Below are 20685 nucleotides of genomic sequence, written 5' to 3' on the forward strand. Positions count from 1 at the left end.
CTGCGCCGCCCCGGGGCCGAATTACATGTTCGAACCCATGGTCTTTTCTTCGGCAACCATCGACTGGGTGCCTGCCAGTTCCGGATCGGAAACCAGGCCGTACTCGGACAGCGGGCCGGAGGGGCCTGCCATGTCGTCGGAGACGAAGAATTCAGCGTATTCCTTCAGGCCCGGAACCACACCGATATGCGCTTTCTTCACGTAGAAGTAGAGCGGGCGGGAGACCGGGTAGTCGCCCGATGCGATGGTTTCGGTCTTCGGCTCGACGCCGGACATGGTGGCGACCTTCAGCTTGTCGGTGTTGTTCTCGTAGAACGCCAGACCGAACACGCCGATGCCATTGGCGTTGCTGTCGATGCGCGCCAGGGTTTCGGTGTAGTCGCCGTCGATGTCGACCGACTTGCCGTCGGTGCGCAGTTCCATGCAGGCCTTGTCGGCTGCCTTGTCGTCCATGCCGGAGGCCTTGAAGGCTTCGAGCGCGCCGGTGGCTTCGCAGCCAGCGTGGATGACCTTTTCGTCGAACACTTCACGGGTGCCGTGCTTGGTGCCCGGAACGAAGGCCAGGATGGCTTCGGAGGGCAGGTCGGCGTTGAAATCGGACCACTGGTTGTGCGGGTTCGGGGCGATCTTGCCGTCGACCAGAACGTTGGCGGCCAGCGCGTTGAACAGGTCGGCGGGTTCGAACGCGGTGTACTCCGGGCCGTTCAGCTGGGATGCGAAGACGATCCCGTCGTAGCCGATCTTGACTTCGATGATGTCGGTCACGCCGGCTTCGGCGCAGGCCTTGATCTCGCTGTCCTTGATCTTGCGCGACGCGTTGGCGACGTCGATGGTGTTTTCGCCCACGCCTTCGCAGAAGCGCTTCAGGCCGGCGGAGGAGCCGCCGGATTCCACGACCGGGGTCGGGAAGTCGAAGTTTTCACCGAACGCTTCTGCAACGATCGAGGCATAGGGCAGAACGGTGGAGGAACCGGCAACCTGCACCTGATCACGGGCGGCTGCGGCGGTTGCGGAAACGGCTGCGATCGCCAGGGCAGAGGCGGTCAGTTTCATCATGGACATGGATTGCTCCCAAACATGGATTGTCGGCCACCATCCCCGGTGACCCTGAGAGCCTCCTATTGGGTGCTCACGATGCTTTTGTGAACGTTATGTAACAGTTTGATGACGGTGCCGGGTGACGTCCGGTCAAATAGACAACCGGGGGAATTTGTCTGGAAACCGGTCACCACCGGGGCCTGTCCGGACGGGGCCGGAAAGCGTCATGTTTTGTTGATCTTCCGGCGGACGCGCCGGGATCAGCCAAGCGGGAGGGATACGGTAAAGCGACTGCCCTGCCCCGGTTCGCTTTCTATACGCAATCTTCCGCGATGGCGTGTGACAATATGCTTAACGATGGCCAGACCAAGTCCGGTGCCGCCCATTTCGCGGGATCGGTGCGAATCCACCCGGTAAAACCGTTCGGTGAGTCGCGGCAGGTGGACCTGGGCGATTCCCGGTCCCTGGTCGGTGATGGCGATGTCGACCGCAGGACCGCCGAACCCCTTGGATTCCCTGAACGTCTCGATCGCGATGCCGATGTCGCCGCCCTTGGCGCCGTATTTCACCGCGTTCTCGATCAGGTTGGTGAAGACCTGCCGCAGCTGATCCTCGTCCCCGGCCACCATCACGCCCTCTTCCGGGCCCGTGCGCAGGAAGGTGGATCCGTTCTCCGCGGCCAGCGGGCCAAGCGCGCGGGCGACGGAGCCGAGCAGCGCGGCCACGTCGATGCGGGCGGTCGGGCGCATGCGCTCCTCGCTCTCCACCCGGCTGAGGGAGAGCAGATCGCGCACGAGCCGTTCCATGCGATGCGCTTCGCGCTGCATGATCTCGAGAAAGCGGGCCTGTGCTGCGGGGTCGTTCTTCGCCGGGCCGCGCAGGGTTTCGATGAAGCCAAGCAACGCGGTCAGGGGGGTCCGCAGTTCGTGGCTGACGTTGGCCACGAAGTCCCGGCGGATCTGGCTGGCCTGTTCCAGCGGCGAGACGTCCTCGAAACAGACCATCACGCCGGTGTCGCTGTCGAGGTCGATGGCGGAGGCCGTCACCTCGAACGTCAGATCGCGGCCGGTCTGGCTGGTGAGGTGGCGGGTCCGCCGGGTCTGGCCGTCACGCAGGCAGGCGTCGACCGCGTCCAGCACCGCAGGATGGCGGATCGCGGTGATGAAGTGCCGCCCGACGATGGCCTGCCCGAGAAGGCCGAGCGCCAGAGAGTTGGCCGCCAGGATCCGTTCGCCCCGACCGATGATGACAGAGGCCAGCGGGATCGCCTGGAGAAGCTGGGTCAGGAAGGTGTCGCTCAGCATCCCCTGCCCCGGCTCAGAGCGGTTTCAGCCCGTCCCGGAACCGGCGCATGTTGCGCTGATAGCCGAGCGCGGAAGCCTTGAGCCGGTCCACCCATTCCGGTCCCAGTTCCTTCACGACCTTGCCGGGGCTGCCAAGCACCATGGAATTGTCCGGGATTTCCTTGCCCTCGGTCACCAGCGCCCCGGCCCCGATCAGGCAGTTCCTGCCGATGACAGCATTGTTCAGGATCGTCGCGCCCATACCGATAAGGGAGTTGTCGCCGATGGCGCAGCCGTGCAGCATGGCCTTGTGGCCGATGGTGCAGTTTTCGCCAACCGTGAGCGGACAGCCCATGTCGGTGTGCATCACGGTATTTTCCTGCACGTTCGATCCCCGCCCGATGCGGATGATTTCGTTGTCGCCGCGCAGGGTCGCGCCGAACCAGACCGATGCGCCGGATTCCAGCACCACCCGGCCGATGACATTGGCATCGGGGGCGACCCAGTAGTCGCCGTCTTCGGGAAAGTCGGGCGCGATGCCGTCAAGTGCGTAGATCATTGGGTTTCCTCGAATTCGGTCTGCAGGCGGCGGACGTGGTCCGTCAGGCTGGGTTGCTGGGTGCGGCGCAGGCGGGCGGCGGTCAGGATGGCGCGCAGCTTTTCCTCGGTCGCGTCGAGATCGTCGTTCACCAGCACGAAGTCATAGCCGCCCCAGTGGCTGATTTCGTCCCAGCTCTTGCGCATGCGGCCGGCGATCACCTCATCGCTGTCCTGCCCGCGTTCGCGCAGGCGGCGGTGCAGTTCGGCGATGGACGGGGGCAACAGGAATATCGACAGGGTGTTCGGACCGAGCACGGAGTTCGAGATCTGCTGCGCGCCCTGCCAGTCGATGTCGAAGAGCACGTCCTGACCGGCGTCGATCGCCTCCTGCACGGCCGCACGCGGAGAGCCGTAGAAATTTCCGAAGACATGGGCGTGTTCCAGCATCCCGTCATCCGCCACCAGCGACTTGAAGGCGGATTCGGTGAGGAAGTGGTAATCCTTGCCGTCCACTTCTCCGGGCCGCGGTGCGCGGGTCGTGGCAGAGACGGAGAAGCGGATCGTCGGGTCCCAGGTGCGCAACCGTTTTGCCAGCGTCGACTTGCCCGCACCCGAGGGGGAAGACAGGATGACCAGCAGCCCGCGCCGGTCGGAGGATGTCTTGGGGCTGGTCATGTCCCTGCCGTTCCGTCAGTTCCGTTAGCAGGGAAGTGGCAAATTATTCGGGCCGGGGCAAGCGGCGGCGGATCATTCGAGGTTCTGCACCTGTTCGCGCATCTGTTCGATCACCGCCTTCAGCTCCAGCCCGATGGCGGTCAGTTCAGCGTTCTGCGACTTGGAACAGAGGGTGTTGGCCTCCCGGTTGAACTCCTGCGCGAGAAAGTCGAGCTTGCGTCCGGCGGGGCCGGTTCCGGCCAGCAGGTCACGGGCAGCGGCGACATGAGCGGTCAGGCGGTCGAGCTCTTCGGTCACGTCGGCCTTCACGGCGATCAGGGCCAGTTCCTGCGCCAGGCGCTGCGGATCGACCTTGATGTCGGACTCGAGCACGCGCGCCAGCTGCGCCTTCAGTGTCTTCGCCATGGCGTCGCGGCGGGCGTCCACGACGGCGGCGGCCTGCGTGACCAGCGACTCGATACGGTCGAAATGGCCGTTGAGCAGTGCGACGAGCGCCCTGCCCTCGGATTCGCGCATGGCGAGGAAGGCCGTGACGAGACGGTCGAAATCCTTCAGCAGGTCGGCGTTCAGACGGTCGATGTCATCCTCTCCGCCGCCGGTTTCCAGCACGCCGCGCTGCGTCAGCAGATCCGCCGCGCGCGAGGGTGCGAGCGAAATGCCCTGCATCATCGCCCGCTCCTCCACCGTCACCAGCGCGGCGAGGACTTCGTCCAGCGCGGCGGTATTGACGGTAAGCCGGCCTGCCTGTTCCTCGCGCGTGATGCGGAGATTGAGGGTCACGCTGCCCCGGGACAGTGCCCTGGTGAGCCGGGCCTTCAGCTGTGCCTCCAGCCCCGTCAGCCAGTCGGGCACGCGCAGGCGCAGGTCCAGTCCCTTGGCGTTCACCGACCGCAGGTCCCAGGACCAGCTGTGTGCGCCCGATCCGCCTTGTGCGGCGGCAAATCCGGTCATGGAATGGTGCATCGTCCCTGCCCTTCGTCCCTGCCCCTCTCAACCGGGGGCTGTTCCGAGCTAGACCATCGGCGCGGCAGAGGTCCAGAGCAGACCGGCGCTGCGCATGCAAAGACGGTGCTGTGTGACCCTTGCGCCCGATACGAAGGCGCAGCGGGGACGTCCCGTCGTGTTAACCATTCGTTCAGAATTCTGCCCGATTAAGGCGGGAATATGGCATTCATGAATCGGTAAGCTTGCTGCGACGCGGACCGGAGATGGCGGGGGCCTTTGGGAAAATCCGTGGCAGGACAGATGGATATGACAGGACGATTCCCATGCCCGAGGACCTCGGAACGGACCGGAAGGTCGTTAAGATGACACATTTCGCCAATGCCGCCCGCTTTCAGCCCCTGCGCGAGGTCGATGGTTACTGGGAGGCGATCCGCGGCGGCCGGCTCGTGCCCCGCCGGTCGGACGTGAACCCGCGCGGCATCGAACGCGCGCTGGAATTCGCCTTCATCGCGGAACGCATCGCTCCGGGTCTGGGGCGGGTTCGGATCGCCGGATCGCACCTGACCGAGCTCATGGGGATGGAGGTGCGCGGGATGCCGGTGACCACGTTCTTCACCGCCGCAGCGCGGGCACAGGTCGGTGAGGCGCTGGAAGAGGTCTGCACCGGCCCGGCCAAGGCGGAACTGCTGCTGACCGGCGAGACGGGCTTCGGCAAGCCGCCGCTGGAGGCCCGCATGCTGCTGCTGCCGTTGAAAAGCGACCTTGGCGACATCAGCCGGGTGCTTGGCTGCCTCGTTACACTGGGCGGCATCGGGCGTGCGCCACGTCGGTTCGACGTGTCGGAGGTGGTGATGCGACCCCTGCTGAAGGACGATGTGGTCATCGATGACGGGCCAATTGCGCCGGCCAGGCACCGCCCGGAGCCTGTCGGTCTGTCAGAGGCCCCCGCCCGGTTCGAGCCGGGTCCGGCGCCGTACCTGAGGCTGGTGAAAACCGATCATTCTGAATGAGCGTTCCGACATCGGTTAAAACGAAAAAGGCGCAGCAACCCGCTGCGCCTTAATGATTTTCCGTGGTCCGTTTCAGCCAGCTTCGGCCAGCCGTTCCTGACGGCGGGACGTCAATTGTTCCGCCACGAGGAAAGCCAGCTCCAGCGACTGGGAGGCATTCAGGCGCGGATCGCAGGCGGTGTGGTACCGGTCCTTGAGATCCTCGTAGGACACTTCCTTGAGGCCGCCGACGCATTCCGTCACGTCCAGACCGGTCATTTCGAAATGCACGCCCGCGGGGATCGTGTCCTCTGCCTTGTGGACGGCGAAGAACTCCTGCACCTCTCGCAGGACCGCGTCGAAGGGACGGGTCTTGTATCCGGTGTTGGACTTGACCGTGTTGCCGTGCATCGGGTCGCAGACCCAGACGACATTGGCGCCTTCGCGGCTGACCGTGTCGATCAGGCGCGGCAGGTTGTCCGCGACCTTGCCTGCCCCGAAGCGGGCAATCAGGGTCAGGCGGCCCATCTCGTTCTTCGGGTTCAGCGTGGCCATCAGCTTTTTCAGGTCCTCGGAAGTCATCGAGGGGCCGCATTTCAGACCGATCGGGTTCAGTACACCCTTGGCGAATTCCACATGCGCCCCGTCCGGCTGACGGGTGCGGTCGCCGATCCAGATCATATGCCCGGAGCCCGCCAAGTTCTGGCCGGTGGTCGAATCGACGCGGCAAAGCGCCTCTTCGTATTCCAGCAGCAGCGATTCATGGGAGGTGTAGAAATCCACCTGCCGCAGCGCATGCTGACGTTCGGAGTTGACCCCGGCGGCGCGGATGAAGTCGAGCGTGTCGCTGATCCGGTTGGCCATGTCGCGGAAGCGTTCGGCCTCGTCCGCCTCCGTGAAGCCGAGCGTCCAGCGGTGCACCTCGTTCACATCGGCATAACCGCCGGTGGAGAAGGCGCGCAGCAGGTTCAGCGTTGCCGCCGCCTGCATGTAGGCCTGGAGCATCTTTTCCGGATTGGGCACGCGGGCCGCTTCGGTGAAGTCCAGTTCATTGATGATGTCGCCGCGGTAGGAGGGCAGTTCGACGCCGTCGATCACCTCTGTCGGGGCGGAGCGGGGCTTGGCGAACTGGCCGGCCATGCGGCCGATCTTCACGACCGGAACCTTGGCGCCGAAGGTCAGCACCATAGCCATCTGCAGCATCACCTTGAACGTGTCGCGGATCGCATCGGCAGAGAACTGGTCGAACGCCTCCGCACAGTCGCCGCCCTGCAGGACAAAGGCCTCACCCCGGCCCGCCTTGCCAAGCGCCTCTTTCAGACGGCGCGCCTCGCCCGCAAAGACCAGCGGGGGATACTTGGACAGCTTCGCCTCGACCGCGTTGAGCGCGGCCTGATCGGGATAGTCGGGCATCTGAACGCGCGGTTTGCTGCGCCAGTCGCTTTTCTTCCAACCTGACATGTCGGTCTCCTCCACCGGATTCTCGGGTTCGGGGGTTATATACAGGGCAATCCGCGGGCGCTACCGGCAATTGTCACCGCGCGGTCACAACGCCGATAATGGAGTCTTGCGGAAGCGAAAGGCGCGTGACACGGTTTCCGGCAATCAAAACCGACGTTTTCCGTCGCAAGAGTGCGCCCGATGTCCGACAAGCCGACCCGTTTTGTCTTTGTCCTGCTCGACAATTTCTCTCTCCTGTCCTTCGCCTCGGCGCTGGAATGCCTGCGGATCGCCAACCGGATGGCGGGCAAGACACTTTATGTCTGGGAGATCCAGACAGAGGGCGGGCGCAATGTCAGCTGTTCGGCGGGCACGACCTTTGCATCGGACAATATCCTCGGAGAGTTGAACCGCGAGGACGTGGTTCTGATCTGCGGCGGACTGGACATCCAGAAGGCGACGACGAAGCCGCTGTTGAACTGGGTGCGGCGCGAGGCGCGGCGCGGGCTGGCAATCGGCGGGCTGTGCACGGCCGCGCATGTTCTGGCGGAGGCGGGGCTGCTGGACGGCAAGCGTGCGACGATCCATTGGGAGAACCACGACAGTTTCGCAGAGGAGTTCGAGGAGGTGAAGCTGACCAAGTCGGTCTTCACCATCGACGGGCAGCGGATGACCACGGCGGGGGGAACCTCCTCCATCGACCTGATGCTGAAACTGGTCGCGAACCGGCAGGGCGAGGATCTGGCGAACGCGGTGGCGGATCAGCTGATCTATTCCTCCATCCGGACGGATCAGGACACGCAGCGTCTGTCCGTGCCGACCCGGATCGGAGTCCGGCATCCCAAGCTGAGCCAGGTCATCCACATGATGGAGCAGAATATAGAGGAGCCGATTTCCCCGGCCACGCTGGCGCAGGACGTGGGCATGTCGACCCGGCAGCTTGAGCGGCTGTTCCGCCGCTACCTGAACCGGTCGCCCAAGCGGTACTACATGGAACTGCGTCTCCAGAAGGCGCGCAATCTGCTGATGCAGACCGACATGTCGGTCATCAACGTTGCGCTGGCCTGCGGTTTTTCCTCTCCGTCACATTTCTCGAAATGTTACCGGGCGCAGTACAATACGACGCCCTACCGAGAGCGCGGGACCCAGGCCGCCCGGCTGACGATCTGAGGGCGGATGCCTCCGGCGGGGATATTTCCGGCAAGATGAAGCGCCGGTTCAGAACAGGCTGAGCTGGTCGCCCTTTCGCGGCGGCGGGGCGAAAAGATCGGTTCTGAGCGGCTGTGACGCGGTAGCGAGGCCCAAACGGCGGACGGCGGCGTCGAAGCGGGCGGCGATCATCCTGGCATGGACCCCCTCCCCCCGCATGCGCTTGCCCCATTGCGCGTCGTAGAGCTTGCCACCGTGCATTTCGCGCAGGCGGTTCAGAACCTTGTCGGCGCGGTCCGGGTGATGGTCGCGGAGCCAGGCTTCGACCAGCGGCGCGACCTCGAGCGGGAGGCGGAGCATGATCCAGGAGGCGGTCTGCGCCCCGGCGTCGCGGCCCGCCTCGAGGATCGACTCGAGCTCAGGATCGGTCAGGCCGGGCACGACCGGAGAGACCATGACGCGGGTCGGGATGCCGGCATCGGCCAGCGCGCGGATGGTGGCGAGACGGCGGGTCGGGGCCGGCACGCGGGGCTCCATCCGGCGCGCGATGTCGGGGCGGAGCGTGGTGACGGAGACGCCGACGGCCGCCAGCCCGCGCGCGGCCATATCGGAGAGAATGTCGATGTCGGCCTCGATTCCGCTGCCCTTGGTGACGATGGCGACGGGGTGATTGTGGGCCGAGAGCACCTCGAGACAGGCGCGGGTGATGCGACGACTGTGTTCGACGGGCTGGTAGGGGTCGGTATTGGTGCCGATGGCAATGGTGGCGCAGCGGTATTTCCCGGCGCGGAGTTCGCGGTCCAGCACTTCGGCCGCGTTGGTGCGGGCGGTCAGGCGGGTTTCGAAGTCGAGCCCCGGGGACAGCCCGAGATAGGCATGGGTGGGCCGGGCGAAGCAGTAGATGCACCCGTGTTCGCAGCCACGGTAGGGATTGATGGACCTGTCGAAGGGCAGATCGGGCGACCTGTTGTAGGTGATGAGGCTGCGCGCGGTCTCCTCGCGCAGGTCGGTGCGGATCTGGCGGACCTCCTCCGGGATGTCCCAGCCGTCGTGCATGGCCTCGCGCTGGCGGGATTCGTAGCGGCCCGTCAGGTTGGACGACGCGCCGCGGCCCCTGCGGGCGGCGGGGTCGATCCTCTGGTCTTCTGGAATCGCGGTTTCGGGCGGGGTCATGGGGCAAATCTGGAACATAACGGGAACAACAGCAAGGGGGATGCGGGCCTGTTCAAGCGATGCCCATGATCCAGATGAAGATTTTTCGTATGGCGGTCCGCGAAAATCCGGGTATTGGTCGGAAGATCGCAACGCGGTGTCGCAATCGGTGAAGTCGGATTGCGGCAAACGTAGAAGGCTGCGGGAACAGGCGTTTCCGCCGCGCACCGAGGGACCACTATGTCGGACGAAGACAACGAGATCATCCTGGCCGATCTGAATGACGAGGAGCTTGTCGAACAGATGTTCGACGATCTCTACGACGGCATGAAGGAGGAGATCGAGGAAGGCGTGAATATCCTGCTGGAACGCGGATGGCAGCCCTATGACATCCTGACCAAGGCGCTGGTCGGCGGGATGACCATCGTGGGCAACGATTTCCGCGACGGGATCCTCTTCGTGCCCGAGGTGCTGCTGGCCGCGAACGCGATGAAGGGCGGGATGGCGATCCTCAAGCCGCTGCTGATCGAAACCGGCGCGCCCCGCGTCGGCAAGATGGTGATCGGCACCGTCAAGGGCGACATCCACGACATCGGCAAGAACCTTGTCGCGATGATGATGGAAGGCGCGGGCTTCGAGGTCGTGGACCTGGGCATCAACAACGCGGTCGAGAAATACCTCGACGCGCTTGAGACGGAAGGCGCGGACATCCTTGGCATGTCGGCGCTGCTGACCACCACCATGCCGTATATGAAAGTCGTGATCGACACGCTAACCGAAAAAGGCATGCGCGACAATTACATCGTCCTGGTCGGGGGCGCGCCCCTGAACGAGGAATTCGGCAAGGCGATCGGGGCCGACGCCTATTGCCGGGATGCCGCCGTGGCGGTGGAAACGGCGAAGAAGCTGGTCGCGCGCAAGCACAACCAGGGCGTGACGGGCTGACCGCCGCCCTTCGGGGGAGCGATGCAGGAGCCAACTGACAGCGAGCTGACGGAGCGTGGTCTTGCGGCCTCTGGCCGCGGGCGCGTGCTGGTGCTGGGCTGCGGGGCCCTGGCGCGGGAGATCCTCGCCCTGATCGAGCTGAACGGCTGGCGTCATGTCGACCTGCAGTGCCTTCCGGCGATCCTGCACAACCATCCCGACCGGATTACCGGCGCTGTTCGGGAGGCCGTGGCGAAGCATCGCGCAGACTATGAAACCGTCTTCGTGGCCTATGCCGACTGCGGCACCGGCGGGCTGCTGGAAGCCGCCTGCGCCGAGATGGGGGTGGAGATGATCGCGGGGGCGCATTGCTATGCTTTCTTCGACGGGCTCGCCGCCTTTGCCGCGCGGGATGAGATCGACGCCTTCTACCTAACCGATTTCCTGACCCGCCAGTTCGACACCTTCATATGGCGCGGGTTGAAGATGGACCGGCATCCGCAGCTTCGCGACATGTACTTCGGCAACTATCGGCGCCTCGTCTACCTTGCGCAGACCGAGGATTCGGCGCTGACCGCCAGGGCGGCGGCGGCGGCGGAGAAGCTGGGGCTGACGTTCGAACGGCGGTTCACCGGCTATGGCGATCTGGCACGCGCGCTGGAAGCGGCGGTGTGATCCCGTCCCTGAGCGAGGACTGCGGGCAATGTGCCGCGCTCTGCTGTCTCGCGCTGGCGTTCGACAGGGGAAACTCCTTTGGGATCGACAAGCCGGCGGGTGTGCCCTGCCCCAACCTGTCGGGGCATGCCTGTTCGATCCACGACCGGCTGGAAAGCGAGGGTTTTTCCGGCTGCGTCCGCTATTCCTGCACCGGAGCCGGGCAGCGGGTTGTCCAGGAACTGTTCGCGGGGCGGAGCTGGCAGGACGACCCCGCGCTCACCGCGCCGATGATGGAGGCCTTTCGGGGGATGCGAGAGATACAGGAGCGGCTGGCACAGCTTTCGGCAGCGCAGGGGCTGGCGCTGTCGGAGGAGGATGCGGCGGAGGCGGAGGCGCTGATCGGCGCGCTTGTGCCAAGGGCGGTCACGACGGAGTCGGTCATCGCCTTTCCGGGATCACCGCTAAGCGCGCGGATCGACGGGTTTGTCCGGTCGCTCAGGCGGTATGTGACGGCCTAGGCGGCGACTTCACGGATCCGCGCGATCATGGAGCGCAGGCCGTTAGAGCGCTGCGCCGACAGGTGGTCCTGCAGGCCAAGCCGGGAAAGTTCAGCCTGGGCGTCGACCTTGCCGACCTCGGTCACCGGCAGATCGTTGTAAAGCGTGCGCAGGACCGCCACCAGCCCGCGCACGATCATCGCGTCGCTGTCGCCGTCAAAGCGGAAGATGCCGCCCTCGACGCTCGGGAACAGCCAGACCTGGCTGGCGCAGCCCTGGACCTTGTTGGCGGGGACCTTCAGCGCCTCGTCCAGCGGGTCCATCGCCTTGCCCAGTTCGATCACATGGCGATAGCGATCTTCCCAGTCCTCCAGGAATTCGAAATCCTCGACGATCGCCTCGAATGCCGGTTGTGCCATCACGGTCTCCCTTCCTGACGGGACCTAAGCGCCACAGGGGCGCATGTCCAGCACCCGGAACGGCTTTTCAACCCGGCCCCAATGCGTTACCCAATCGCAAGTCACGAAAGGTTCGTTCATGCGCAAGTCGATCCCCCTTCTGCTGATTGCCGCCCTGGTGCTGTCCAGCTGCGGGAACAGCCGACTGAACCCGTTCAACTGGTTCGGCAAGGCGCGGTCGCGGGCCGTGGCCGAAGACGGGGTGAACCCGCTGATTCCGGAACGGACCTCCACCCCGATGTTCGGACGCCCCGAAGAGCCGGACAACCGCACTCCGGTCAGCCAGGTGACGGAACTGGTGGTGGAACGGGTGCCGGGCGGGGCGATCGTGCGCGCCACCGGCGTGCCGCTGCGCCAGGGGGCCTACCAGGTCTTGTTGCGCCCGGTCGAGGACGGATCGGTGCCCGAGGGCGTACTGCGCTATACCATGCTTGCCACGCAGCCGCTGCTGCCGCAGGGCACCGTGCCGTCGCGGCAGGTCACGGTCGGGGCCTATGTGTCGGAACAGGACCTTGCCGGAATCCGGCAGATCGAGGTGCAGGGCGGGACCAACGTGATGTCGGTGCGCCGCTAAGCCCTAGAGTTCGAAGATGTCGACGCGGCCGTTCCTTGCGGCCAGCCCGACCTCACCCTGACAGAGCCTGAGCGCGTCGTTTCCGAAGACGTCCAGCCGCCAGCCCGCCAGTGCGGGCAGATCGCGCTTGCCGGCCGCCATCTGGTCCAGTTCCGACGTGGCGGCGATCAGGCGCGGCGCGACGTCGGCCTTGTCGGCCTTGGCCTTAAGCAGCACCCGCAGCAGATCGGCCAGCGCCGGATCCACCTGAAGCTTTTCGTTCGACAGGTCGGGGCGCGGCAAATCTTCCTGTGCCATGGCAAGGCCCGCGGCCACGGCGGCGATGATGCCATCCGCGATCTCGCCCTTCCGGGCCTCGCGCAGCAGCAGGCGGGAGCGGGAGAGATCCTTGTGGTCCTTCGGCTTGGTGGAGGCGAGTTCCACCAGCGCATCGTCCTTGTAGACGCGCGACCGGGGCACGTTGTTCTTCTGGGCATAGGCCTCGCGGAACTGCGCCAGTTCCTTCACCAGCCCGAGGAACCGGGGCGTGTTGGTGCGGGTCCGGATGCGCTGCCAGGCCTCTTCGGGTTTGACCACGTAGGTTTCGGGGGAGGTGAGGATCTTCATCTCCTCCTCGACCCAGCCCTCGCGTTTCTGCTTCTTCAGCTTCCCGGCGAGAAATTCGTAGATCTTGCGCAGGTGCGTCACGTCGGCCAGCGCGTATTTCTTCTGCGCGTCGCTCAGCGGGCGGTGCGACCAGTCGGTGAAGCGGGAGGACTTGTCGATCTGCTCTTTCGCGATGCGCTTCACCAGCGTTTCGTAGCCGACCTGTTCACCGAATCCGCAGACCATTGCGGCGACCTGCGTGTCGAACAGCGGGTCCGGGATCACCCCGGCATCGACATAGAAGATCTCGAGGTCCTGACGCGCGGCGTGGAACACCTTCACGACAGACGTGTCGCGGAACAGGTCGTAGAGCGGCGCGAGGTCCAGCCCCCCGGCGAGCGGATCGACCAGAACGGCGGTGTCGTCGCCCTCCCCCGGCATGGCGAGCTGGATCAGGCAGAGCTGGGAGTAATAGGTCCGTTCCCTCAGGAATTCAGTGTCGACCGTCACATAGTCATGGGCCGCGGCCTCTGCGCAGAATGTGGCGAGATCCTCGGTCGTTGTAATGGTTCTCATGTGACCCTTTGGTCTGCTGCTACCCGAGCCGGAGTGGCCCGGCGTCCGCGAGGTATAGGGCATTCCCGGACGGGATGGAAGGCGGCGCTCAGCCTGTCGTCAGGTCGAACCGGGTGCGGTCGCCAAGGGCAAACCGGCGCAGCGCCTCGGGGTAGAGCCGGTGTTCCTGCGTCAGCACCCGCGCGGCCAGTGTTTCCGGCGTGTCGTCGGGGCGCACGGGCACACGGGCCTGGCCGAGGATGGGGCCGCCGTCCAGCTCTGCGGTAACTTCGTGCACGGTGCACCCGGCCTCTGTGTCCCCGGCCTCGATCGCGCGGGCATGGGTGTGCAGGCCGCGGTATTTCGGCAGGAGCGAGGGGTGGATGTTCAGCATCCGCCCGGCGTAGTGGCCGGTGAAGCCTTCGGTCAGGATGCGCATGAACCCGGCGAGGCAGAGGATATCCGGTTCCGCGGCATCGATGGTTCGGGTCAGCTCAGCCTCGAACGCCGCGCGGTCGCCCTTGTGGGGGCGGTGGTCAACAACGGCGGTCGGCACGCCAAGGTCGGCGGCCCTGGCCAGACCCCCGGCCGTCGCGTCATTGGACAGGACCAGAACGGGACGCGCAGGGTGATCGCCGGTCATGCTTTCGACAAGGCGGACCATGTTCGATCCGCCGCCCGAGATCAGGATAGCAACCCGTCTGGTCAAAGAAGGCTGCCCCGGTAGGCGACCCCCTGCCATTCGACAACCGTGCCGAGGGTGAAGACGGTTTCACCCGCGTCGACCAGCGCCGCGCCGATCGCCTCCGCCCGGTCGGGGGCGACGACGAGGATCATGCCGATGCCGGAGTTGAAGGTCTTGAGCAGTTCGGATTCGGCCATGCCGCCCTGTTTCGCCAGCCAGTCGAAGACCGGCGGCAGGGTCCAGGCGGTCAGGTCGATCTGGGCGCCCAGGCCCTCGGGCAGGACGCGCGGCAGGTTTTCGGTCAGGCCGCCGCCGGTGATATGGGCCAGCGCATGCACACCGCCCGCGCGCACTGCGTCAAGCGCGGGCTTCACGTAGAGCCGCGTCGGGGCGAGCAGGACCTCTCCGATGCTGCCGTCGGCCCAGGGGCAGGCGTCGTCCCAGCCAAGACCGGAGGCCGCGACGAGGCGGCGCACCAGCGAATAACCGTTCGAATGCACCCCGTCCGAGGCGAGGCCAAGCAGCACGTCGCCCCCGGCCACTCCGGCGGGCAGGTCGCTGCCGCGTTCCATCGCGCCGACGGCGAACCCGGCGAGGTCGAAGTCCCCGGCGTGATACATGCCCGGCATCTCCGCCGTTTCACCGCCGATCAGGGCGCAACCGGAGCGTTCGCAACCAAGGGCGATGCCTTCGATGATGCGCGCGGCCTGGTCGACCTCCAGCTTTCCGGTGGCAAAATAGTCGAGGAAGAACAAGGGTTCAGCCCCCTGGCAGACAAGGTCGTTCACGCACATGGCGACAAGGTCGATGCCGATGGTATCGACGTTGCCGGTGTCGATAGCGATGCGCAGCTTGGTCCCCACGCCGTCGGTCGCCGCCACGAGGATCGGGTCGCTGTAACCCGCACCCTTCAGGTCGAAAAGCGCACCGAACCCGCCGAGCCCCGACATGGTACCCGGTCGCGAGGTGCGTTTGGCCGCGGGCTTGATCCGCTCCACCAGGTCGTTGCCCGCGTCGATATCGACGCCGGCGTCGGCATAGGTGATCCCGTTTGACGTATCGCTCATCTGGCCCTCCGGTGGCGTTGGCCTCCGATAGACCAGAGTGGCGGAACTGTCCACGGGTCAGGCGGCGCGGTGACCCGTCTGACGGGTCAGCGACCCTCGTAGGAGGGCGTCAGGCCGGTCTCCGGCTCCGCATCGCCGCTGGAGGACGTTGTGGCGCCGTCATCGTCCCCGGTGGCGACCATGACCGCGATCAGCAGCAGCGACACGAACATGAGGCCCGGAGCCGAGGAGGTGCAGTTGGTGATGCACGCGTTGGCAGGCGCCGGCTTGATGGCAAAGGTGGCGGCAAGGCCGATTGCACAGAGCAGAGTTGTATACTTCTTCATAATATTCCCCTAGGTGTCATGTGTTTGTCGGTTTCTTGGCCGGTCAGAAATTCCGGCGACAACAGGGTAGAAATGTATACTGGTATTACCAAAGGCCGAAATCCGGCCAGCCGGGGATAAAGTCGCCGATGGTTGCCGTAGGGTCACACAGCCGTGATCGGATCGTGGGCGGTCAGGCGGGGACCAGCCGGAAGCCAAGCGGGGCACGTTCAACATGCCATGGTCCGGGGGTCGGCACATGGGGGCCAAGAACCGGCGTGTGGTCCGTGGCGAGTTCGTCGAACAGCCTTTTGCGGGTCGCGATGGCCGCCTCTCCATCCACATCGAACAGCACGCCCCATTCCGGCAGTGCCAGCTGGAAGGCGTTGGCGTGGATGGTGTCGCCCCAGATCAGCAGGGTCTCCGTGCCGTCGCTGACCCGGATGCCGCAATGCCCCGGCGTGTGTCCGGGCAGCGGCACCATGGTCAGGCCGGGCGCGATTTCCGTTTCGCCGGTCACGCCACGGCGCTGGTGCGCATAAGGACGGATGGCACGGCGCGAACTGTCGAGAGAGGCACGCTCCCGACCGCCTTCCTTCGTTCGCGCATAGACGGCGTCCGAGGTGAAGTGATCCCAGTCTGCGGCGCCATGGATCAGCTCCGCATTGGGGAAGGTCGCGCTGCCGTCGGGGCGCGCCAACTGGCCGACATGATCGACGTGGAGATGGGTCATGGCGAGCCGCGTCACGTCCCCGGGCGCGATCCCCGCGGCAGCGAGGCTGTCGAGGTAGGCCCCGGTCGTGTCGGAATAGCCATCCGGGGCGCCGGCGTCGACGATGGTGACGTCGGCTCCGCGCCGGATCGCAAAGCCCTGGATCGGGACATTTACCGTTCTGCCGTCGTAGGCTTCGCCGGACTGGGCGGCGGCAGCCTCTGCCCGCGCGGGATCGAATGCGGGAAACAGCCCGTTCGGGGCGCGGCCATGGCCGTCGATCAGGGTGATGATCTCGGTCTCGCCAAGGCGATGGACGATCGGGCTGGTCATGGGGTCCTCCTGCTGCCGGAGCATAGGCGCGGGCGGAGCCTGCGTGCAACAGCGCCCGAAGCGGTGCGTACCGGCGGCCGCGAATGCTTGACCCGCCCCGTCCGCTTGCCTAATCACGACAGTCAGGCGGGCCTGTAGCTCAACGGTTAGAGCAGAGCGCTCATAACGCTTTGGTTGCGGGTTCAAATCCTGCCGGGCCTACCAATTCCCCCGCCTCCGCTAGCTTCTGTGGCATGCGTTTCGACGACTTGCTGCATCCCACGCCGCAGGGGCTTTACTGTCCGCCGGGCGATTTCTTCATCGACCCCGTGGCGCCGGTGCCACGGGCGCTGGTGACGCATGGCCATGCGGATCACGCGCGCGCGGGTCACGGGGCGGTCATGGCGACGGCGCAGACGCTGGACATCATGGCGATCCGCTACGGTAAGGACTTCACCGGCACGCGTCAGCTGGCCGAGGGGCCGGTCGAGGTGAACGGCGTGCGTGTCACCTTCGGCCCCGCCGGGCACGTGTTGGGGTCGGCACAGATCGGGCTGGAGCATCGGGGAATGCGGATCACCGTCTCGGGCGATTACTGCCGCCACCCCAATCCCGCCTGTGCGCCGTGGGAGCCCCTGCCCTGCGATGTCTTCGTGACGGAGGCCACCTTCGCGCTTCCCGTCTTCCGCCATCCCGCGCCGGAGGGAGAGGTGGACCGGCTGTTGACCTCCCTCGCCGCCTTTCCGGACCGCACGCACATGATCGGCGCCTATGCGCTTGGCAAGGCGCAGCGGGTGATCGCACTGATCCGGGCGGCGGGCTGGGACAGGCCGATCTACATCCACGGCGCGCTTGAGGCGCTGTGCCGGTATCACGTCGAGCAGGGCGTGGACCTGGGCGACCTGCGCCCCGCGACCGGCAAGGACCTGACCCGCGCGGATTACGCCGGGCAGATCGTGATTGCACCGCCTTCGGCCTTCAACTCCCCCTGGGTGCGGCGGTTCGCGGATCCGCTGATCGGGTTCGCCTCGGGCTGGATGCAGATCCGCAACCGGGCCAAGGCGCGGGGGGTGGAACTGCCGCTGGTGATCTCGGACCACGTCGACTGGCCGGACCTGACCCGCACGGTGGAAGAACTCGCGCCGGAGGAAGTCTGGATCACCCACGGACGGGAAGATGCGTTGCTGCGCTGGTGCGAGATGACGCAGCGGGTCGGGCGGCCGCTGCGGCTGGTCGGCTACGAGGACGAGGTGCCGGAATGAAGGCCTTTGCCGACCTGCTGGAGCGCCTGGCCTTCACCCCGGCCCGGAACGGCAAGCTGCGGTTGCTGCGGGATTATTTCGCGGCACGCCCGGATCCGGAGCGGGGCTATGCGCTGGCGGCGCTGACCGGGGACCTCGGGCTGCGGACGGTCACGCCGTCCCTTCTTCGCGCCCTGGCGGTGGAGCGGGTGGATGCGGAGTTGTTCGCCCTCTCCTACGATTTTGTCGGCGATCTTGCAGAGACAATGGCGCTGATCTGGCCGGAGCCGGACGCGCCCTCCGACCCCGGTCTGACGGACTTGGTAGAGGAGCTTGCCGGTGCGGGAAAGGCGCGGCTGCCGGGGATCATCACGTCGCGGCTGGACGAGTTGGGGCAGAGCGAACGCTACGCCTATCTCAAGCTGGCGACCGGGGCGCTTAGGGTCGGCGTGTCGGCACGGCTGGCGCGGGTTGCGGTGGCGGAGTTCGGCGGGCTCGATGTTGCGGCGGTAGAGGAGGTCTGGCACGGGCTGACCCCGCCCTACCGCGACCTCTTTGCCTGGGCGCAGGGGGGTGCAAAGCCGGAAAGCGCAGCGCTCGCCCCGTTCCGGCCTGTGATGCTGTCCACGGCAACGGATGCAGAGGGGCTGGCGTCCCTGGACCCGGCGGATTTCGTTTGCGAATGGAAATGGGACGGGATCCGGGTGCAGGCGGTGTCGGACGGGGGCGTGCGGCGGCTGTATTCGCGGACAGGAGAGGACATATCCGCCGCCTTTCCCGATCTGATCGACACGATGGCGTTCGAGGGCGCGCTGGACGGGGAACTGCTGGTGCGACGCGGACCGGAGGTCGCGCCCTTCGGTGATCTGCAGAAGCGGCTGAACCGGAAGACGGCGCCGAAATCGCTGCTCTCATCGCATCCCGCCGGATTGCGGATTTACGACATTCTGGTCGCATCGGGGCAGGATTTGCGGAGTTTGGCCTACACAGAGCGGCGCAAACGATTGGAGGATTTCGCCGCCAGTCTCGATCGGGATCGGTTCGATCTCTCCCCTCTTCTGCACGTCGGGACATGGGAAGACCTGGCCCGGCTGCGCGCCGAACCGCCCGATCCGGTGATCGAAGGTGTGATGATCAAACGCCGCGACAGCCCCTACCTCGCCGGACGGATCCGCGGGCACTGGTTCAAGTGGAAACGCGATCCCATGGTGATCGACGCGGTGTTGATGACCGCGCAACGCGGCCACGGAAAACGGTCGGGGTATTATTCGGACTACGGCTTCGGGGTCTGGGACGGTGACCGGTTGGTCCCAGTCGGCAAGGCCTATTTCGGATTCACGGACGAGGAACTGGTCGAATTGGACCGCTATGTCCGCCAGAACACCACCGACCGGTTCGGGCCGGTGCGCGCCGTCGCGCCGGGGCTGGTGCTGGAAATCGCCTTTGAGGGGCTGAACCGTTCGGCCCGGCACAAATCCGGCGTGGCGATGCGGTTCCCCCGGATCTCCCGTATCCGGCGCGACAAACCGGCGGAGGAAGCCGACAGGATCGAGTCCCTGCGCGCCCTGCTTCCGTCCGAAGCCCGCTAGCGCGCGATCACGATATCCGCCATCAGCCCGCCAAGCCGGTCCGAGGTGCCAAGCCGCAGCACCCCCCCGTGGGTGCGCGCGATGTCCGTCGCGATTGCCAGCCCCAGCCCGACGCCGGAGCCCCGGTTCTGGTTGCGCGCCGCTTCCAGCCGGGCAAAGGGCCGCGTCGCCTCGTCCCGACGGTCGGCGGGAATGCCGGGGCCGTTGTCCTCCACCCGGATACGCAGGGATTTTTCAGACAATTGCACCGACACTTCGGCCATCGACCCGTAGCGCACGGCGTTGGCGATCAGGTTGCCGACCGCCCGGCGCATGGCAATCGGACGCAGATGGACCCGCCCTGCCCCGACCGCGGAAACAAGCGCGACCTTCGACCCGCCCCGCGCCGCATCCGCGACAATGTCGGTGACAAAGGCAATCGCATCGACCTCCTCCACCTTCTCCGCCGAGGCGCCGCGCGCGAAGGCGAGAAATTCATCGATCATGCGCTGCATCTCTTCCACGTCCCGCTCCATCGGTTCGCGGTCGGCGTCATCGATCAGGGACAGCCCCAGCTTGAGCCGGGTCAGCGGCGTGCGCAGGTCATGGCTGACCCCGGACAACATGAGCGTGCGCTGTTCGATCTGCCGCTCGATCCGGTTGCGCATGGCAAGGAAGGCCTGGCCCGCCGCGCGCACCTCCGTTGCCCCGGCGGCGCGGTAGGGCACGGTCTGTCCCTTGCCGAAAGCTTCGGCGGCGGCGGCGAGCCGGGTGATCGGGCGCAGCTGGTTGCGCAGGTAGATGAACGACACGAGGGTCATGAGCGCGCCGAAGAACACCATGTTCACGAACAGCTGGTGCGGGTTGGAGGCCGAGACACGCACCCGCGCGAAGGTCAGCTCCAGCGGGGCGCCGTCGGTTTCCAGAAACACATGCACCACATAGTCGTCGGGCAGCCGGACCGCGCGGGTTTCCGGTACGCGGGCGCGCAGCGTGTGGATCACGGTCAGCCCCGACAGGTCGTACCAGCGACGGCTGTCGGGGGGAAAGGCAGCGTCCTCGGGGAGTTCGGTGACGGAAAAGCTCAGCGCCTCCGCCAGACGTTCGCGATCGTCGTCTGCGGCATTGGCAACAAGGGAGAGTTCGTCCGACAGGGTACCCGTCATCTGCCGCGTCACGCCCTCGAAATGCCGCTGGATGAAGACGACGGACACAACCAGCTGCACCACCACGACCGGCAGGACGAGGATCAGCGCGGCCCGCCCGTAGATCCCCCGCGGCACATATCGTTTGAGCCAGTCGAAGGTCATCGTCTAAGCTGTCTCCGTTGCGGT

The 20685-nt window shown here is 65.9% G+C and carries 22 protein-coding genes and 1 tRNA gene; 9 read left to right on the plus strand and 14 right to left on the minus strand.

What is annotated here, in order from left to right; all coding sequences use genetic code 11:
• Positions 1–21: 21 nt before the first annotated feature.
• The 5 genes from IEV87_RS05560 to IEV87_RS05580 form a co-directional block, all read right to left on the minus strand.
• Complete coding sequence (locus IEV87_RS05560; protein WP_188476664.1) at positions 22–1062, minus strand: substrate-binding domain-containing protein; 1041 nt, start codon at positions 1060–1062, stop codon at positions 22–24.
• Positions 1063–1298: 236 nt separating this feature from the next.
• Positions 1299–2339: an ATP-binding protein gene (locus IEV87_RS05565; protein WP_188478354.1), complete on the minus strand. Its 1041-nt coding sequence runs from the start codon at positions 2337–2339 to the stop codon at positions 1299–1301.
• Positions 2340–2355: 16 nt separating this feature from the next.
• Complete coding sequence (locus IEV87_RS05570) at positions 2356–2880, minus strand: gamma carbonic anhydrase family protein (protein ID WP_188476665.1); 525 nt, start codon at positions 2878–2880, stop codon at positions 2356–2358.
• On the minus strand, positions 2877–3536 hold the full coding sequence (gene gmk / locus IEV87_RS05575; protein ID WP_188476666.1) for a guanylate kinase: 660 nt from the start codon (positions 3534–3536) through the stop codon (positions 2877–2879). Before gmk ends, IEV87_RS05570 begins: the two co-directional genes overlap by 4 nt.
• Before the next feature lie 72 nt (positions 3537–3608).
• Complete coding sequence (locus IEV87_RS05580; protein WP_188476667.1) at positions 3609–4499, minus strand: YicC/YloC family endoribonuclease; 891 nt, start codon at positions 4497–4499, stop codon at positions 3609–3611.
• Positions 4500–4804: 305 nt separating this feature from the next.
• On the opposite strand from IEV87_RS05580, the gene IEV87_RS05585 reads away from it, so the two are divergent.
• Positions 4805–5491 (plus strand): PAS domain-containing protein, encoded by a 687-nt coding sequence (locus tag IEV87_RS05585; RefSeq protein ID WP_188476668.1) that lies wholly within the window; start codon positions 4805–4807, stop codon positions 5489–5491.
• A 72-nt stretch (positions 5492–5563) separates the two neighbouring features.
• On the opposite strand, the gene IEV87_RS05590 is transcribed toward IEV87_RS05585, so the two are convergent.
• Positions 5564–6931: a class II 3-deoxy-7-phosphoheptulonate synthase gene (locus IEV87_RS05590; protein ID WP_188476669.1), complete on the minus strand. Its 1368-nt coding sequence runs from the start codon at positions 6929–6931 to the stop codon at positions 5564–5566.
• A gap of 180 nt (positions 6932–7111) precedes the next feature.
• On the opposite strand from IEV87_RS05590, the gene IEV87_RS05595 reads away from it, so the two are divergent.
• Positions 7112–8080, plus strand: a complete 969-nt coding sequence (locus IEV87_RS05595; protein WP_188476670.1) for a GlxA family transcriptional regulator — start codon at positions 7112–7114, stop codon at positions 8078–8080.
• 48 nt (positions 8081–8128) lie between these two features.
• Here the strand turns inward: IEV87_RS05595 and IEV87_RS05600 are convergent, their stop codons facing one another.
• Complete coding sequence (locus IEV87_RS05600) at positions 8129–9232, minus strand: PA0069 family radical SAM protein (RefSeq protein ID WP_229737436.1); 1104 nt, start codon at positions 9230–9232, stop codon at positions 8129–8131.
• Positions 9233–9451: 219 nt separating this feature from the next.
• Here IEV87_RS05600 and IEV87_RS05605 point away from each other — a divergent pair, with 219 nt between their 5' ends.
• The 3 genes from IEV87_RS05605 to IEV87_RS05615 are packed head-to-tail and all read left to right on the plus strand — an operon-like array spanning position 9452 to position 11310.
• Positions 9452–10156, plus strand: a complete 705-nt coding sequence (locus tag IEV87_RS05605) for a corrinoid protein (RefSeq protein WP_188476672.1) — start codon at positions 9452–9454, stop codon at positions 10154–10156.
• A 21-nt stretch (positions 10157–10177) separates the two neighbouring features.
• Positions 10178–10810: a DUF1638 domain-containing protein gene (locus IEV87_RS05610; protein ID WP_188476673.1), complete on the plus strand. Its 633-nt coding sequence runs from the start codon at positions 10178–10180 to the stop codon at positions 10808–10810.
• Positions 10807–11310 (plus strand): hypothetical protein, encoded by a 504-nt coding sequence (locus tag IEV87_RS05615; RefSeq protein ID WP_188476674.1) that lies wholly within the window; start codon positions 10807–10809, stop codon positions 11308–11310. Before IEV87_RS05610 ends, IEV87_RS05615 begins: the two co-directional genes overlap by 4 nt.
• Here the strand turns inward: IEV87_RS05615 and IEV87_RS05620 are convergent.
• Positions 11307–11708: a SufE family protein gene (locus IEV87_RS05620; protein ID WP_188476675.1), complete on the minus strand. Its 402-nt coding sequence runs from the start codon at positions 11706–11708 to the stop codon at positions 11307–11309. The two genes, IEV87_RS05615 and IEV87_RS05620, sit on opposite strands and share 4 nt — an antisense overlap.
• 118 nt (positions 11709–11826) lie before the next feature.
• Here IEV87_RS05620 and IEV87_RS05625 point away from each other — a divergent pair, with 118 nt between their 5' ends.
• A complete protein-coding gene (locus tag IEV87_RS05625) occupies positions 11827–12321 on the plus strand; it encodes a hypothetical protein (protein WP_188476676.1) in 495 nt (164 codons plus the stop codon).
• Between the two features lie 3 nt (positions 12322–12324).
• Here IEV87_RS05625 and rnd read toward each other — a convergent pair whose 3' ends face one another.
• From rnd to IEV87_RS05650, 5 genes are all read right to left on the minus strand, one after another.
• Positions 12325–13482: a ribonuclease D gene (rnd, locus tag IEV87_RS05630; RefSeq protein ID WP_188476677.1), complete on the minus strand. Its 1158-nt coding sequence runs from the start codon at positions 13480–13482 to the stop codon at positions 12325–12327.
• An 88-nt stretch (positions 13483–13570) separates the two neighbouring features.
• The gene (purN, locus tag IEV87_RS05635) at positions 13571–14170 is read right to left on the minus strand and encodes a phosphoribosylglycinamide formyltransferase (RefSeq protein WP_269902639.1); all 600 of its coding nucleotides are present in this window, start codon (positions 14168–14170) and stop codon (positions 13571–13573) included.
• Positions 14167–15213, minus strand: a complete 1047-nt coding sequence (gene purM / locus IEV87_RS05640) for a phosphoribosylformylglycinamidine cyclo-ligase (protein ID WP_188476679.1) — start codon at positions 15211–15213, stop codon at positions 14167–14169. The genes purN and purM overlap by 4 nt, the downstream gene beginning before the upstream one ends.
• 86 nt (positions 15214–15299) lie before the next feature.
• Complete coding sequence (locus tag IEV87_RS05645) at positions 15300–15539, minus strand: hypothetical protein (RefSeq protein ID WP_188476680.1); 240 nt, start codon at positions 15537–15539, stop codon at positions 15300–15302.
• 172 nt (positions 15540–15711) lie between these two features.
• Positions 15712–16563 carry an MBL fold metallo-hydrolase gene (locus IEV87_RS05650; protein WP_188476681.1) on the minus strand — a complete coding sequence of 284 codons (852 nt, stop codon included), beginning with the start codon at positions 16561–16563 and terminating at the stop codon, positions 15712–15714.
• 128 nt (positions 16564–16691) lie between these two features.
• On the opposite strand from IEV87_RS05650, the gene IEV87_RS05655 reads away from it, so the two are divergent.
• The 3 genes from IEV87_RS05655 (at position 16692) to IEV87_RS05665 (ending at position 19372) form a co-directional block, all read left to right on the plus strand.
• Positions 16692–16767, plus strand: a tRNA-Ile gene (locus IEV87_RS05655).
• A gap of 29 nt (positions 16768–16796) precedes the next feature.
• Positions 16797–17804, plus strand: coding sequence for a ligase-associated DNA damage response exonuclease (locus IEV87_RS05660; RefSeq protein ID WP_188476682.1), 1008 nt, complete (start codon positions 16797–16799; stop codon positions 17802–17804).
• Positions 17801–19372: a cisplatin damage response ATP-dependent DNA ligase gene (locus IEV87_RS05665; protein WP_188476683.1), complete on the plus strand. Its 1572-nt coding sequence runs from the start codon at positions 17801–17803 to the stop codon at positions 19370–19372. Before IEV87_RS05660 ends, IEV87_RS05665 begins: the two co-directional genes overlap by 4 nt.
• Here the strand turns inward: IEV87_RS05665 and IEV87_RS05670 are convergent.
• Positions 19369–20661, minus strand: coding sequence for an ATP-binding protein (locus IEV87_RS05670; RefSeq protein ID WP_188476684.1), 1293 nt, complete (start codon positions 20659–20661; stop codon positions 19369–19371). The genes IEV87_RS05665 and IEV87_RS05670 overlap by 4 nt on opposite strands.
• Positions 20662–20685: the final 24 nt, after the last annotated feature.

The sequence above is a fragment of the Primorskyibacter flagellatus genome, from assembly GCF_014638275.1.
Taxonomy (GTDB): domain Bacteria; phylum Pseudomonadota; class Alphaproteobacteria; order Rhodobacterales; family Rhodobacteraceae; genus Pseudooceanicola; species Pseudooceanicola flagellatus_A.

What these genes read in the sequence shown, in the direction of transcription:
- IEV87_RS05595 (WP_188476670.1), top strand. Translation starts at nt 7,112, where the DNA reads ATGTCCGACAAGCCGACCCGTTTTGTCTTTGTCCTGCTCGACAATTTC.
- IEV87_RS05600 (WP_229737436.1), bottom strand. Translation starts at nt 9,232, where the DNA reads ATGACCCCGCCCGAAACCGCGATTCCAGAAGACCAGAGGATCGACCCC.
- IEV87_RS05650 (WP_188476681.1), bottom strand. Translation starts at nt 16,563, where the DNA reads ATGACCAGCCCGATCGTCCATCGCCTTGGCGAGACCGAGATCATCACC.
- IEV87_RS05670 (WP_188476684.1), bottom strand. Translation starts at nt 20,661, where the DNA reads ATGACCTTCGACTGGCTCAAACGATATGTGCCGCGGGGGATCTACGGG.
- IEV87_RS05610 (WP_188476673.1), top strand. Translation starts at nt 10,178, where the DNA reads ATGCAGGAGCCAACTGACAGCGAGCTGACGGAGCGTGGTCTTGCGGCC.
- IEV87_RS05625 (WP_188476676.1), top strand. Translation starts at nt 11,827, where the DNA reads ATGCGCAAGTCGATCCCCCTTCTGCTGATTGCCGCCCTGGTGCTGTCC.
- IEV87_RS05665 (WP_188476683.1), top strand. Translation starts at nt 17,801, where the DNA reads ATGAAGGCCTTTGCCGACCTGCTGGAGCGCCTGGCCTTCACCCCGGCC.
- IEV87_RS05660 (WP_188476682.1), top strand. Translation starts at nt 16,797, where the DNA reads ATGCGTTTCGACGACTTGCTGCATCCCACGCCGCAGGGGCTTTACTGT.
- IEV87_RS05590 (WP_188476669.1), bottom strand. Translation starts at nt 6,931, where the DNA reads ATGTCAGGTTGGAAGAAAAGCGACTGGCGCAGCAAACCGCGCGTTCAG.
- IEV87_RS05620 (WP_188476675.1), bottom strand. Translation starts at nt 11,708, where the DNA reads ATGGCACAACCGGCATTCGAGGCGATCGTCGAGGATTTCGAATTCCTG.
- IEV87_RS05560 (WP_188476664.1), bottom strand. Translation starts at nt 1,062, where the DNA reads ATGTCCATGATGAAACTGACCGCCTCTGCCCTGGCGATCGCAGCCGTT.
- IEV87_RS05580 (WP_188476667.1), bottom strand. Translation starts at nt 4,499, where the DNA reads ATGCACCATTCCATGACCGGATTTGCCGCCGCACAAGGCGGATCGGGC.
- IEV87_RS05645 (WP_188476680.1), bottom strand. Translation starts at nt 15,539, where the DNA reads ATGAAGAAGTATACAACTCTGCTCTGTGCAATCGGCCTTGCCGCCACC.
- IEV87_RS05570 (WP_188476665.1), bottom strand. Translation starts at nt 2,880, where the DNA reads ATGATCTACGCACTTGACGGCATCGCGCCCGACTTTCCCGAAGACGGC.
- purM (WP_188476679.1), bottom strand. Translation starts at nt 15,213, where the DNA reads ATGAGCGATACGTCAAACGGGATCACCTATGCCGACGCCGGCGTCGAT.
- IEV87_RS05605 (WP_188476672.1), top strand. Translation starts at nt 9,452, where the DNA reads ATGTCGGACGAAGACAACGAGATCATCCTGGCCGATCTGAATGACGAG.
- rnd (WP_188476677.1), bottom strand. Translation starts at nt 13,482, where the DNA reads ATGAGAACCATTACAACGACCGAGGATCTCGCCACATTCTGCGCAGAG.
- IEV87_RS05585 (WP_188476668.1), top strand. Translation starts at nt 4,805, where the DNA reads ATGCCCGAGGACCTCGGAACGGACCGGAAGGTCGTTAAGATGACACAT.
- gmk (WP_188476666.1), bottom strand. Translation starts at nt 3,536, where the DNA reads ATGACCAGCCCCAAGACATCCTCCGACCGGCGCGGGCTGCTGGTCATC.